Origin of the sequence: Acinetobacter sp. AOR12_HL (assembly GCF_027855275.1) — a bacterium.
Taxonomy (GTDB): domain Bacteria; phylum Pseudomonadota; class Gammaproteobacteria; order Pseudomonadales; family Moraxellaceae; genus Acinetobacter; species Acinetobacter baumannii.
Genome location: NZ_JAKTIJ010000009.1, coordinates 42,192 through 55,851 on the forward strand (window position 1 = coordinate 42,192; position 13,660 = coordinate 55,851).

A 13,660-nucleotide genomic window follows, 5' to 3' on the forward strand; every position below is an offset into this window, starting at 1 on the left:
ATCTATAAATAATAAATAGTTAATTTTTATGATTGGCTATTTTGCCCATTAAGTTTATGAAAATATATAAAAAATATTATTGTTATTTTTTGTAAATAATAAAAGACCGCGCCTTCGCGCGGTCTTTTTTAAAGAGACAAATTATTTTTTGTCATCTTTTACTTCAGTGAACTCAGCATCTACAACGCCATCGTCTGCTTTTTGTTGACCAGCATCACCACCTTGGAATGCATTTGGGTCGAAACCTTCAGCACCGCCAGCTTGTTGCGCTTGTTCATAAGCACGTTGAGTGATCGGCATTAAGATGTTTTGTAAAGCTTCAGTTTTCGCTTTGATTGCTTCAACATCATTTTCTTTTGTTGCTGCTTCAAGTTCAGAAACTGCTGTATTTACCGCTGTTTTTTCATCTTCAGTCACTTTGTCACCAAGATCTTTAACAGCTTTGTTTGAGCTTGAAATTAATGCATCAGCTTCGTTACGAGCTTTTGCAAGTTCTTCAAACTTACGGTCTTCTTCAGCATTTGCTTCTGCATCTTTAATCATCGCTTCGATTTCAGCATCAGATAAACCTGAGTTTGCCTTAATCTGGATCGATTGCTCTTTACCAGTGCTCTTGTCTTTTGCAGACACTTTCAAGATACCGTCAGCGTTAATATCGAAAGATACTTCAATTTGTGGCACACCACGTGGAGCAGGTGGGATGTCACCTAACTGGAAGTTACCCAACAATTTGTTTTGTTGAGCCATCTTACGTTCACCTTGGTAAACTGAAATATCGACCGCTGGTTGGTTATCAGCAGCAGTAGAGAACACTTGTGATTTCTTCGCAGGAATCGTTGTGTTTTTCTCAATGATTGGTGTTAATACACCACCCATTGTTTCAATACCTAAAGTTAATGGTGTTACGTCAAGAAGCAATACGTCGTTCTTGTCACCAGACAATACAGCACCTTGAATTGCAGCACCGATTGCAACTGCTTCGTCAGGGTTCACGTCTTTACGTGGCTCTCTACCGAAGAATTCTTGTACTTTTTGTTGTACAAGTGGCATACGAGACTGACCACCAACTAAGATGACGTCAGAGATGTCAGAAGTCGAAAGACCAGCATCTTTAAGAGCAATCTTACAAGGTTCGATAGTACGAGCAACTAAATCAGCAACTAAACCTTCAAGTTTTGCACGAGTTACGTTGATCACTAAGTGTTTAGGACCAGTCGCATCAGCAGTGATGTATGGAAGGTTGATTTCAGTTGCATTCGAAGAAGAAAGCTCGATTTTTGCTTTTTCAGCAGCTTCTTTCAAACGTTGTAACGCAAGTGGATCGTTTTTCAAGTTTACGTTTTGTTCTTTCTTGAATTCTTCAACCAAGTATTCAATTAACGCGTTATCGAAGTCTTCACCACCAAGGAAAGTATCACCGTTAGTTGATAACACTTCAATTTGTTGGTCACCATCAAGGTCCGCGATTTCAATGATAGATACGTCGAATGTACCACCACCTAAGTCATAAACTGCAACTTTACGGTCGCCTTCTTTTTTGTCCATACCGAACGCAAGTGCAGCAGCAGTTGGTTCGTTAATGATACGTTTAACATCTAAACCAGCGATTTTACCCGCATCTTTAGTTGCTTGACGTTGAGCATCGTTAAAGTAAGCAGGGACGGTAATTACCGCTTCAGTTACTGTTTCACCTAAATAATCTTCTGCAGTTTTTTTCATCTTTTTCAAGATTTCAGCAGAGATCTGTTGAGGTGCTAGTTTTTTATCGTTTACTTCAACCCAAGCATCACCGTTGTCTGCTTTGATGATTTTATAAGGTACAAGACCGATGTCTTTTTGTACTGCTTGATCTTCATAACGACGACCAATTAAACGCTTGATCGCGAATAATGTATTTTTAGGGTTTGTTACTGCCTGACGCTTAGCGCTTTGGCCCACTAAGATCTCTCCATCTTTATACGCAATGATCGATGGAGTTGTACGTGCGCCTTCTGCGTTTTCGATTACTTTTACTTTATCGCCTTCAAGTACAGCAACACATGAGTTGGTAGTACCTAAGTCAATACCAATAATTTTTGCCATTTGGTGTGTTCCTCTAAAATTCTGTTGCAATGTTTTTGCTTGTTATTCGATATGAGAGTCAATCGGTTTTTTTCAAGCATTTTTATGAAAAAAAATCAAAAAACTCTCAAATTCTTGGGCTTTTAGCAAAGAGATGCTTTGCTTTTGCTCATTTTATTGACCAACCATAACCATAGCAGGGCGCAATAAGCGGCCATTTAAGGTATAGCCTTTTTGTAAAACGGTACCGATTTCATTTGCTTTTGCATTTGGATCAATGCCAACAGCTTGGTGTAAATCTGCGTTGAAACCATTTTGAGTATCAGCTTCTACAACGCCAAATTTCTCAAGAGTCGTTAAAAGTGACTTTAAGGTTAACTTAACACCTTCAAGTACAGGCGTTTCTTCATCGCCAGCTGCCTGAATTGCGCGTTCTAAATTGTCGACAGAGTCCAACAATTCTTTTGCAAATTTCTCAAGCACAGTCTCTTTATGCTTCTCAGACTCACGCTGAATACGCTCTACACTTTTTTGTGCTTCGTAAACTGCATTGGCAGTACGAGCTTTTTCAAGCTTAAGATTTTCTTCTAGTTTAGTGATTTGCGCTTGTAAAGATTCAACGGTAACGTCGTTTGCTTGCTCTACACCTTCAGCCTGAGTTTGCTCGTTAGATTGCTCAACTTGCTCATTTTGAATGTCTTGAGCTTGCTCGTTTTGCTCATTAGCCATTGATGATCTCCGTTTAAATGGGTTTTTAAACATGTACAGTCCTTTTTGGCATCAGTATTTACTGTGTAAAACCTGAACTGCCATGCATATGCTGTAATTCATTAATAGGGATGAAGTATGGGCATTGCCTAAAAATTCAAGCGTACACGGCAATTTAAAGCTTTTAATTTTGCGGTTTTAAGTAAAAATCTAAATTTTCGATCATAAAAGCTATAAATTCTTGAGTGATTCGGGGTAAATGTTGTCTAGAAGCATACACGACCGACAAACTTAACTCGGGGGCCGTAAAATTTTTAAATAAAGCTTTTAAGCGTTTTTCTTTTAAATCTTTCTCAACTAATAATGTAGGCAACATTGCGACTCCCTGTGCATGTAAGCACATATCGTAAAGTGCATTCACATCATTACTTTTAAAAGTGACATTTAGAGGATAGTTCTGAGGTTGTTGCTCATTATCAAAAAGTGTCCAGAATTGATGTTGGCTATGATGTGCAATACATTCATGTTGAATGAGTTGACGAGGATGGAGTAGGGGACTGTGCTGTTTTAAATAATCAGGATGAGCACAGAAAACGGATTCGATTTGACAAACTGGCCGTGCAATTAAACCATCTGCGACTTTTTGAGTAATGCGTAGTGCCAAGTCCACTTGTGCATCTATAAGATCCATCGTGCTTTCAGTCAGGTACACATCAAACTGAATATGAGGATGCTGTCTCTTAAATTGCCGAATACATTCCGCAACCCCAAGTTCAAATAGAAATAATCCGCATGTAAAACGGATTGTACCGTTGTGTTGTTCAGGTGCTGCGAGTTCTTGTAAAAGTTGTTGCTGCTGTAAAATATTTTCGCAGTAGAGCAGGGCTTTTTCACCTGCGGGTGTAAGAGATATTTTTCGGGTATTTCTCTGAAATAGTCGAGTTGAGAACGTATGTTCAAGGTGCTCAAGATAACGCGAAACCATTGCACGAGAATAATTAAGATGCTCTGCGGCTTTAGTTAAATTACCGTGTTGTGCAATAGAAACAAAGACCTGAATGGCTTTTAAAGTATCCATATGTCTAGCTATTATTACAATATATGCAACAGTTTATCTTAAATTAGTGCGTTTATCTTACATAAATTGCAATTTAAAGTGTTCTTCATGAAACAGGAGAATACCTAATGAAATTATTTAAATTATCCGCTTCCGCACTTGCTACTGCTACAGCATTAACTATGGCTCAGTCAGCTTTTGCTCAAGATCTGAAAATTCAGAGTTTTCTGGCTAAACCAGAGCACTTTGGTGTCACCTCAACCTTAATAGAAGGCGACAAAGAGGTTTTACTGGTTAATGCACAATTCTCAAAATCTGAAGCATTACGTATTACTGCAAATATTCTCGATAGCGGTAAAACATTAAAAACTATTTTCGTAAGCTATGGCGACCCGGACTATTATTTCGGCTTAGATGTATTTAAACAGTATTTCCCGAATGTACAGATCATTGCTACGCCGGAAACAGTAAAGCATATTCAGGATACTCAAGCGCTTAAAGTTAAATATTGGGGGCCACAAATGGGCGCAAATGCACCTAGCCAGATTATTGTGCCTCAAGCTTACACTGCTAAAACTTTAAAACTTGAGAATGAGTCAATCGAGATTAAAGGTAAAAAAGAGCTTACTTATTTATGGGTTCCTTCTGCAAAAGCAGTTGTGGGTGGTATTCCGGTATCTTCAGGTATTCATTTATGGATGGCAGATACACCTAAAACCAAAGATCGTGTGGAAGTCATTCAATCTTTAGAAAGCATCAAAGCACTACAACCTAAAATTGTTGTACCTGCTCATATGGTTGAGGGAGCTCCACAAGGTTTAGATGCTGTTAACTTTTCGATTAACTATTTAAATAGTTATGAAAAAGCAGCTAAAGCAACTAAAAATGCTACTGAGCTGAGCAAGCTCATGCAGAAGCAATACCCAACGCTTCAAAGTGTTGATAGCTTAGAGCTCGGCGCTAAAGTGGTAAAAGGTGAAATGCAGTGGCCATAATCTAGCGTTTAAGCCCTATTAACTTTCAAGAAAGCCGTGACAATTCACGGCTTTCTTACAGAAAAATCGATTTTAAAAGTCAAAAAGCTCTGTAACAATCTACGCAACTTGTATTGCGTTTCTATAAAGGGAAATATTTTGAATATATCTGTCAAATAGAGAAAAAATAAAAAATTGATAAAATTAAACAAATGCTTATCTATAGTTTCATTTATAAAATAATATAGTTGATTTAAGAAAGTAATTTTAATAAAAAATTGCAGAATTTGTACCGCTATTACTACAAAAGACAACCAATGATACGCACGTTGAGAAAAAAAATTGTGAATTATAGGCAGCGCGAAGATGAACTTTGCATTTAAATGTTTGTCGTAATGAAAGGAAAGCTATCATGAAAAAATTAGGTCTTATCTCTGTAGTACTTGCTGGTGTTGCATTTACAGCTGTTGGTTGTGCATCAGAAGCTGGTTTAAACGCTTCTGGTTCTGCTCAAACAAGTGCTAGCCCATCTGGCGTACAAGCTGGTGTTGGTGTAGATGCAGGTGTTTCTGGTCAAGCTCAACCAGGTCAAGTTGATGCTGGCGCTTCTGGTTCAGTTTCAGGTTCTGCAACTGCTCAGTAATTTGCTGCTAAAAATAAGAGATATGAGTTTATAGAACGTATATGTTCAAGATGCCGATACATATATGAAATGAGCTGCTACTCATTTTTCTATAAATTAGAGAGAATTTATATTCCTCAAAAAAGCCCCAAGAGACTTATTGCTTTGGGGCTTTTTATATAGAAGTAGTATGTTTAGTCATCATGACGATAATCTCTATGATCATGATCTCGGTCTTCTAAGCGTTTCTTCTCCCATTCACGGTGTCGTTTTTCCCATTCACGACGGTCCTTTTGCTGTTCACGAATATCTTTGCGTTGTTGTTCATATAATCTTTTACGCTCTTCCCAACGTTTGCGTTCCCACTCACTATATCGACGTCCATCGTTACGGTCATAACGATCGTCGTCATGATCATGGTAACCATAACCACCGCGATAATAAGGATCATCTGTATAAGCAACACAGCCTACAGTTAAAAGACTGGTTGCTAACAAAGTAACAACTAGTTTTGCTGACATAGCAGTACCTCTTTTTGTCTGTTAACAATAATTGGCAAAAAAGTCCTGTTTTAAACGACAGATTTGTTAATGACATTTGCTATAAATCAGATTAGCGTAGATTGGTTTTTACCTTTGTATCTTGATTGCATGAGTTGTATGCGAATATAGTCAAACAACAAAGAATTCTGTAGAAAATATGAAGGATAAGAGGGATTCAAGGAGACAGGCATGACAGCATTTAATCAAAAAATTCAAACATTGCTAGATAAGGGGCAAGGTCCTGCTGCTCGAGCACTTGATAGGTTACCTCGACTAGCTCAAGAGTCTCTCGCTAAAATTTTAGGATACTCTTATCAATATCCAGATCTCGATTCATTTACGAAATGCATGATGGCTGTGCAAATTAAACAGGGGAGAGTGGGATTTATTGGTTCAGACCCAATTGAATCAAGAAGAGCATTCGATGCACAAATGCAGGCCATACGCCAAAAACCAACTGATATTGAGTTAGTAGAAGATATTCGCTTACCTCTACAAAGCGGGACTATCTTTGCTAGACATTATCATCCTGCCCCTAACAAAAAATTGCCATTGATCGTGTTCTATCATGGAGGTGGTTTTGTTGTAGGTGGTTTAGATACTCATGATGAGGTTTGTCGCTTATTAGCAAAATATGCAAAAGTACAAGTGCTCAGTATCGACTATCCTTTAGCACCTGAAGTTTCACCTCAACATTTAATTCAATCGTGTGAAGATGCATTAGCTTGGGTTTATCAAAACCGCAGACAATTAAAAATATTAAAAAGTAGAATTGCTGTCGCAGGGGATAGTGCTGGTGGAAATATTAGTACTGTTGTAGCGCAAAGATCAGTAAATAAAGCTTATGCTCCGCAGGCACAATTATTGATTTATCCTACAGTCGACTTCAAAAGTAGACATCCTTCATTTTATGCTTATAACGAAGGGTTAGTCTTAACAAATACTGATATTGACTATGTCACACAATATTATGCAACTTATCATAATGTAGAACTTGATGATCCAATAATTTCACCTACCTATGGCAATTTAAAGAAAAACCCGCCCGCTTTTGTAATTACAGCGGGGCATGATGTCTTACATGATGAAGCTAAAATATATAGTCATAAGTTAAGACAAAATGGCGTGAAAATGCATTATGAAGAATTTCCGGATCAGACCCATGGCTTTATTAATCTGACTCCGATTTCTAGAAAAGCAAAACGTTATACGATCGAAATTAGTAAAAACTTTAGAAAGTTTTGGGATAAAAATAGTTAACTAAGCTGATTAATCCATGTTTCACGTGGAACGTGGATTAATATAAAAGCTATATAAAGCTATTAATAAATACTCACTAGAATTGTTTGCCGTAGGCGATTAGATTTAACGGTTAATTATTTATAAAGTTGTTGTAGGGCAATATGAAAAAATTACTGATGTTGTTGTGTTTAGGAGTAAGTAGTCACTCACTGTGGGCGAATACCTTAGTTGAGATGCAAACAAATTTAGGCAACATCGAAATAGAGTTATACGATGATAAAGCACCAATGAGTGTGAATAACTTTAAAGGCTATATAAAATCTGGTTTTTATAAAGAGACCATCTTTCACCGTGTCATTCCAGGATTTATGGCTCAAGGTGGCGGAATGACTGCGAACATGCAGGAAAAGACAACACGAGCACCTATTAAAAACGAAGCAGGAAATGGTATTGCAAATACACGGGGTACTTTGGCGATGGCCCGTACTTCAAATCCTGATTCAGCAACTAGCCAGTTTTTTATAAATGTTGCAGACAATAACTTTCTTAACCGTTCACCAGGAAATCCCGGATATGCCGTTTTTGGTAAAGTGGTCAAAGGAATGGATGTAGTTGACCGTATTGTTCAGGCTCCTACATCAAACTATGGCATGCATCAAAACGTACCAAAACAGCCTATAAAGATAGTAGATATAAAAATCAAAAATTCTAAAAAATAAATTAACCATATAAATCAGTTATTTAATTATTTTCAAGATTTTATTTGGCTGAAAAAGAACCGGTCGAGCGCGCATATTTATAAAAGTGCTTGCGTACCGGTTTTTTTTCCCTATAATGCACTCATCCCGACGCGATACACGAAAATATCTTAGCTTACAGGGTTAAGATGAAGGTTTTGTATTGCGTTGAATTCTGTCTCTGATGAGGAGCAGAAAAATCATTAAGAGAATTGAAGAACAACTTGTGTGGATTTTTACTGATTGATTAATCGAAATAATTTTCATTGATTGATTGGTTTAAATTACTCGAAGTTTATTTGAGCGAAATTTAAGTCAGTAATTGATGAGCCAGAATTGGCACCTTGTCTATAAATAAGGTGCAAAATGATTTTAACTGAAGAGTTTGATCATGGCTCAGATTGAACGCTGGCGGCAGGCTTAACACATGCAAGTCGAGCGGGGGAAGGTAGCTTGCTACTGGACCTAGCGGCGGACGGGTGAGTAATGCTTAGGAATCTGCCTATTAGTGGGGGACAACATCTCGAAAGGGATGCTAATACCGCATACGTCCTACGGGAGAAAGCAGGGGATCTTCGGACCTTGCGCTAATAGATGAGCCTAAGTCGGATTAGCTAGTTGGTGGGGTAAAGGCCTACCAAGGCGACGATCTGTAGCGGGTCTGAGAGGATGATCCGCCACACTGGGACTGAGACACGGCCCAGACTCCTACGGGAGGCAGCAGTGGGGAATATTGGACAATGGGGGGAACCCTGATCCAGCCATGCCGCGTGTGTGAAGAAGGCCTTATGGTTGTAAAGCACTTTAAGCGAGGAGGAGGCTACTCTAGTTAATACCTAGGGATAGTGGACGTTACTCGCAGAATAAGCACCGGCTAACTCTGTGCCAGCAGCCGCGGTAATACAGAGGGTGCGAGCGTTAATCGGATTTACTGGGCGTAAAGCGTGCGTAGGCGGCTTATTAAGTCGGATGTGAAATCCCCGAGCTTAACTTGGGAATTGCATTCGATACTGGTGAGCTAGAGTATGGGAGAGGATGGTAGAATTCCAGGTGTAGCGGTGAAATGCGTAGAGATCTGGAGGAATACCGATGGCGAAGGCAGCCATCTGGCCTAATACTGACGCTGAGGTACGAAAGCATGGGGAGCAAACAGGATTAGATACCCTGGTAGTCCATGCCGTAAACGATGTCTACTAGCCGTTGGGGCCTTTGAGGCTTTAGTGGCGCAGCTAACGCGATAAGTAGACCGCCTGGGGAGTACGGTCGCAAGACTAAAACTCAAATGAATTGACGGGGGCCCGCACAAGCGGTGGAGCATGTGGTTTAATTCGATGCAACGCGAAGAACCTTACCTGGCCTTGACATACTAGAAACTTTCCAGAGATGGATTGGTGCCTTCGGGAATCTAGATACAGGTGCTGCATGGCTGTCGTCAGCTCGTGTCGTGAGATGTTGGGTTAAGTCCCGCAACGAGCGCAACCCTTTTCCTTACTTGCCAGCATTTCGGATGGGAACTTTAAGGATACTGCCAGTGACAAACTGGAGGAAGGCGGGGACGACGTCAAGTCATCATGGCCCTTACGGCCAGGGCTACACACGTGCTACAATGGTCGGTACAAAGGGTTGCTACACAGCGATGTGATGCTAATCTCAAAAAGCCGATCGTAGTCCGGATTGGAGTCTGCAACTCGACTCCATGAAGTCGGAATCGCTAGTAATCGCGGATCAGAATGCCGCGGTGAATACGTTCCCGGGCCTTGTACACACCGCCCGTCACACCATGGGAGTTTGTTGCACCAGAAGTAGCTAGCCTAACTGCAAAGAGGGCGGTTACCACGGTGTGGCCGATGACTGGGGTGAAGTCGTAACAAGGTAGCCGTAGGGGAACCTGCGGCTGGATCACCTCCTTAACGAAAGATTGACGATTGGTAAGAATCCACAACAAGTTGTTCTTCATAGATGTATCTGAGGGTCTGTAGCTCAGTTGGTTAGAGCACACGCTTGATAAGCGTGGGGTCACAAGTTCAAGTCTTGTCAGACCCACCATGACTTTGACTGGTTGAAGTTATAGATAAAAGATACATGATTGATGATGTAAGCTGGGGACTTAGCTTAGTTGGTAGAGCGCCTGCTTTGCACGCAGGAGGTCAGGAGTTCGACTCTCCTAGTCTCCACCAGAACTTAAGATAAGTTCGGATTACAGAAATTAGTAAATAAAGATTGAGATCTTGGTTTATTAACTTCTGTGATTTCATTATCACGGTAATTAGTGTGATCTGACGAAGACACATTAACTCATTAACAGATTGGCAAAATTGAGTCTGAAATAAATTGTTCACTCAAGAGTTTAGGTTAAGCAATTAATCTAGATGAATTGAGAACTAGCAAATTAACTGAATCAAGCGTTTTGGTATGTGAATTTAGATTGAAGCTGTACGGTGCTTAAGTGCACAGTGCTCTAAACTGAAATGTTGAAGTTACTAACTTGTAGGTAACATCGACTGTTTGGGGTTGTATAGTCAAGTAATTAAGTGCATGTGGTGGATGCCTTGGCAGTCAGAGGCGATGAAAGACGTGATAGCCTGCGAAAAGCTCCGGGGAGGCGGCAAATATCCTTTGATCCGGAGATGTCTGAATGGGGGAACCCACCTACTTTAAGGTAGGTATTGCAACATGAATACATAGTGTTGCAAGGCGAACGAGGGGAAGTGAAACATCTCAGTACCCTTAGGAAAAGAAATCAATTGAGATTCCCTCAGTAGCGGCGAGCGAACGGGGATCAGCCCATTAAGTTATGTGTGTTTTAGTGGAACGCTCTGGGAAGTGCGAACGTAGAGGGTGATATTCCCGTACACGAAAGGGCACACATAATGATGACGAGTAGGGCGAGGCACGTGAAACCTTGTCTGAATATGGGGGGACCATCCTCCAAGGCTAAATACTCCTGACTGACCGATAGTGAACCAGTACCGTGAGGGAAAGGCGAAAAGAACCCCTGTGAGGGGAGTGAAATAGATCCTGAAACCGCATGCATACAAGCAGTGGGAGCACCTTCGTGGTGTGACTGCGTACCTTTTGTATAATGGGTCAGCGACTTATATTCAGTAGCGAGGTTAACCGTATAGGGGAGCCGTAGAGAAATCGAGTCTTAATAGGGCGTTTAGTTGCTGGGTATAGACCCGAAACCAGGCGATCTATCCATGAGCAGGTTGAAGGTTGGGTAACACTAACTGGAGGACCGAACCCACTGTCGTTGAAAAGCCAGGGGATGACTTGTGGATAGGGGTGAAAGGCTAATCAAGCCTGGTGATAGCTGGTTCTCCCCGAAAGCTATTTAGGTAGCGCCTCGGACGAATACCATAGGGGGTAGAGCACTGTTTCGGCTAGGGGGTCATCCCGACTTACCAAACCGATGCAAACTCCGAATACCTATGAGTACTATCCGGGAGACAGACTGCGGGTGCTAACGTCCGTAGTCAAGAGGAAAACAATCCAGACCGCCAGCTAAGGCCCCAAAATCATAGTTAAGTGGGAAACGATGTGGGAAGGCATAGACAGCTAGGAGGTTGGCTTAGAAGCAGCCACCCTTTAAAGAAAGCGTAATAGCTCACTAGTCGAGTCGGCCTGCGCGGAAGATGTAACGGGGCTAAAACTATGTGCCGAAGCTGCGGATGTATACTTTGTATACGTGGTAGGGGAGCGTTCTGTAAGCCGATGAAGGTGTGTTGAGAAGCATGCTGGAGGTATCAGAAGTGCGAATGCTGACGTGAGTAACGACAAAACGGGTGAAAAACCCGTTCGCCGAAAGACCAAGGGTTCCAGTCCAACGTTAATCGGGGCTGGGTGAGTCGACCCCTAAGGCGAGGCCGAAAGGCGTAGTCGATGGGAAAATGGTTAATATTCCATTACTTCTGTGTAATGCGATGAGAGGACGGAGAAGGCTAAATCAGCCTGGCGTTGGTTGTCCAGGTGAAAGGATGTAGGCATGTATCTTAGGCAAATCCGGGGTACTCTATGCTGAGATCTGATAGCAAGCTGTACTTGTACAGCGAAGTGGTTGATGCCATGCTTCCAGGAAAAGTCTCTAAGCTTCAGTTACACAGGAATCGTACCCGAAACCGACACAGGTGGTCAGGTCGAGTAGACCAAGGCGCTTGAGAGAACTCTGCTGAAGGAACTAGGCAAAATGGTACCGTAACTTCGGGAGAAGGTACGCTGTTGTTGGTGATGGAACTCGCTTCCTGAGCTGACGACAGCCGCAGAAACCAGGCCGCTGCAACTGTTTATTAAAAACATAGCACTCTGCAAACACGAAAGTGGACGTATAGGGTGTGATGCCTGCCCGGTGCTGGAAGGTTAATTGATGGGGTTAGCGTAAGCGAAGCTCTTGATCGAAGCCCCAGTAAACGGCGGCCGTAACTATAACGGTCCTAAGGTAGCGAAATTCCTTGTCGGGTAAGTTCCGACCTGCACGAATGGCATAATGATGGCGGCGCTGTCTCCAGCAGAGGCTCAGTGAAATCGAAATCGCTGTGAAGATGCAGTGTACCCGCGGCTAGACGGAAAGACCCCGTGAACCTTTACTGCAGCTTGACACTGAACTTTGACCTTACTTGTGTAGGATAGGTGGGAGGCTTTGAAGCTGGAACGCTAGTTCCAGTGGAGCCGTCCTTGAAATACCACCCTGGTAATGTTGAGGTTCTAACTCTGTCCCGTGATCCGGGACGAGGACCGTGTCTGGTGGGTAGTTTGACTGGGGCGGTCTCCTCCTAAAGAGTAACGGAGGAGTACGAAGGTGCGCTCAGCGTGGTCGGAAATCACGCGTAGAGTATAAAGGCAAAAGCGCGCTTAACTGCGAGACCCACAAGTCGAGCAGGTACGAAAGTAGGTCTTAGTGATCCGGTGGTTCTGTATGGAAGGGCCATCGCTCAACGGATAAAAGGTACTCTGGGGATAACAGGCTGATACCGCCCAAGAGTTCATATCGACGGCGGTGTTTGGCACCTCGATGTCGGCTCATCTCATCCTGGGGCTGAAGCAGGTCCCAAGGGTATGGCTGTTCGCCATTTAAAGAGGTACGCGAGCTGGGTTTAGAACGTCGTGAGACAGTTCGGTCCCTATCTACCGTGGGCGCTGGAAATTTGAGAGGATCTGCTCCTAGTACGAGAGGACCAGAGTGGACGAACCTCTGGTGTACCGGTTGTGACGCCAGTCGCATCGCCGGGTAGCTATGTTCGGAAGGGATAACCGCTGAAAGCATCTAAGCGGGAAGCCTACCTCAAGATAAGATTTCCCTAGGACTTTATGTCCTCTAAAGAGCCGTTCGAGACTAGGACGTTGATAGGTTGGATGTGGAAGCATAGTGATATGTGAAGCTGACCAATACTAATTGCTCGTGAGGCTTGACTATACAACACCCAAGCAGTTGTATATGAAGCATCAATCGATTCTTAAATATGCAAGACAACTTGATTTAGTTATACCTCTAGCTAAAATGAACAAGTAAAGTAAGATTCAATCAGCCCAGTCTGTTACAGATTTGGAAAACGCTTCGGCATCAAATAAGACCCAAGCAAGTATCCATAAACAGTTGTGCTGGCGACCATAGCAAGAGTGAACCACCTGATCCCTTCCCGAACTCAGAAGTGAAACCTCTTAGCGCTGATGGTAGTGTGGGATTACCCATGTGAGAGTAAGTCATCGCCAGCTCATTATTC

At 42.2% G+C, this 13,660-nt stretch carries 7 protein-coding genes, 2 tRNA genes, 3 rRNA genes and 1 pseudogene; 9 read left to right on the forward strand and 4 right to left on the reverse strand.

Going from position 1 to position 13,660, the window contains the following annotated elements; all coding sequences use genetic code 11:
• Positions 1-141 precede the first annotated feature (141 nt).
• The 3 genes and pseudogenes from dnaK to MKL36_RS03080 form a co-directional block, all read right to left on the reverse strand.
• Complete coding sequence (gene dnaK, locus MKL36_RS03070; protein ID WP_001062605.1) at positions 142-2,082, reverse strand: molecular chaperone DnaK; 1,941 nt, start codon at positions 2,080-2,082, stop codon at positions 142-144.
• A gap of 153 nt (positions 2,083-2,235) precedes the next feature.
• Positions 2,236-2,790: a nucleotide exchange factor GrpE gene (gene grpE / locus MKL36_RS03075; RefSeq protein WP_001262789.1), complete on the reverse strand. Its 555-nt coding sequence runs from the start codon at positions 2,788-2,790 to the stop codon at positions 2,236-2,238.
• Between the two features lie 128 nt (positions 2,791-2,918).
• A pseudogene (locus MKL36_RS03080) lies at positions 2,919-3,847 on the reverse strand (LysR family transcriptional regulator).
• 107 nt (positions 3,848-3,954) lie between these two features.
• On the opposite strand from MKL36_RS03080, the gene MKL36_RS03085 reads away from it, so the two are divergent.
• Complete coding sequence (locus tag MKL36_RS03085; protein WP_021510890.1) at positions 3,955-4,821, forward strand: MBL fold metallo-hydrolase; 867 nt, start codon at positions 3,955-3,957, stop codon at positions 4,819-4,821.
• A gap of 391 nt (positions 4,822-5,212) precedes the next feature.
• Positions 5,213-5,443 (forward strand): hypothetical protein, encoded by a 231-nt coding sequence (locus MKL36_RS03090; RefSeq protein WP_000733015.1) that lies wholly within the window; start codon positions 5,213-5,215, stop codon positions 5,441-5,443.
• Between the two features lie 173 nt (positions 5,444-5,616).
• Here MKL36_RS03090 and MKL36_RS03095 read toward each other — a convergent pair whose 3' ends face one another.
• A complete protein-coding gene (locus MKL36_RS03095; protein ID WP_001274778.1) occupies positions 5,617-5,943 on the reverse strand; it encodes a hypothetical protein in 327 nt (108 codons plus the stop codon).
• A 210-nt stretch (positions 5,944-6,153) separates the two neighbouring features.
• Here MKL36_RS03095 and MKL36_RS03100 point away from each other — a divergent pair, with 210 nt between their 5' ends.
• The 7 genes from MKL36_RS03100 to rrf all read left to right on the forward strand — a co-directional run bounded on the left by MKL36_RS03100 (position 6,154) and on the right by rrf (position 13,652).
• Positions 6,154-7,224 carry an alpha/beta hydrolase gene (locus MKL36_RS03100; RefSeq protein WP_000123591.1) on the forward strand — a complete coding sequence of 357 codons (1,071 nt, stop codon included), beginning with the start codon at positions 6,154-6,156 and terminating at the stop codon, positions 7,222-7,224.
• Between the two features lie 143 nt (positions 7,225-7,367).
• A complete protein-coding gene (locus MKL36_RS03105; RefSeq protein WP_021510889.1) occupies positions 7,368-7,925 on the forward strand; it encodes a peptidylprolyl isomerase in 558 nt (185 codons plus the stop codon).
• Positions 7,926-8,316: 391 nt separating this feature from the next.
• Positions 8,317-9,853 (forward strand): 16S ribosomal RNA (locus MKL36_RS03110).
• A gap of 59 nt (positions 9,854-9,912) precedes the next feature.
• Positions 9,913-9,989 (forward strand) — tRNA-Ile (locus MKL36_RS03115).
• Positions 9,990-10,044: 55 nt separating this feature from the next.
• Positions 10,045-10,120: transfer RNA gene (locus MKL36_RS03120), tRNA-Ala, on the forward strand.
• A 340-nt stretch (positions 10,121-10,460) separates the two neighbouring features.
• Positions 10,461-13,353, forward strand: a 23S ribosomal RNA gene (locus MKL36_RS03125).
• Between the two features lie 184 nt (positions 13,354-13,537).
• Positions 13,538-13,652: ribosomal RNA gene (rrf, locus tag MKL36_RS03130) — 5S ribosomal RNA — on the forward strand.
• Together the 16S, 23S and 5S rRNA genes with 2 tRNA genes alongside form the textbook arrangement of a ribosomal RNA operon.
• Positions 13,653-13,660: the final 8 nt, after the last annotated feature.

Excerpts from the sequence above, each read along its gene's own strand:
- dnaK (WP_001062605.1), bottom strand. The coding sequence starts at position 2,082 with ATGGCAAAAATTATTGGTATTGACTTAGGTACTACCAACTCATGTGTT.
- grpE (WP_001262789.1), bottom strand. The coding sequence starts at position 2,790 with ATGGCTAATGAGCAAAACGAGCAAGCTCAAGACATTCAAAATGAGCAA.
- MKL36_RS03085 (WP_021510890.1), top strand. The coding sequence starts at position 3,955 with ATGAAATTATTTAAATTATCCGCTTCCGCACTTGCTACTGCTACAGCA.
- MKL36_RS03090 (WP_000733015.1), top strand. The coding sequence starts at position 5,213 with ATGAAAAAATTAGGTCTTATCTCTGTAGTACTTGCTGGTGTTGCATTT.
- MKL36_RS03095 (WP_001274778.1), bottom strand. The coding sequence starts at position 5,943 with ATGTCAGCAAAACTAGTTGTTACTTTGTTAGCAACCAGTCTTTTAACT.
- MKL36_RS03100 (WP_000123591.1), top strand. The coding sequence starts at position 6,154 with ATGACAGCATTTAATCAAAAAATTCAAACATTGCTAGATAAGGGGCAA.
- MKL36_RS03105 (WP_021510889.1), top strand. The coding sequence starts at position 7,368 with ATGAAAAAATTACTGATGTTGTTGTGTTTAGGAGTAAGTAGTCACTCA.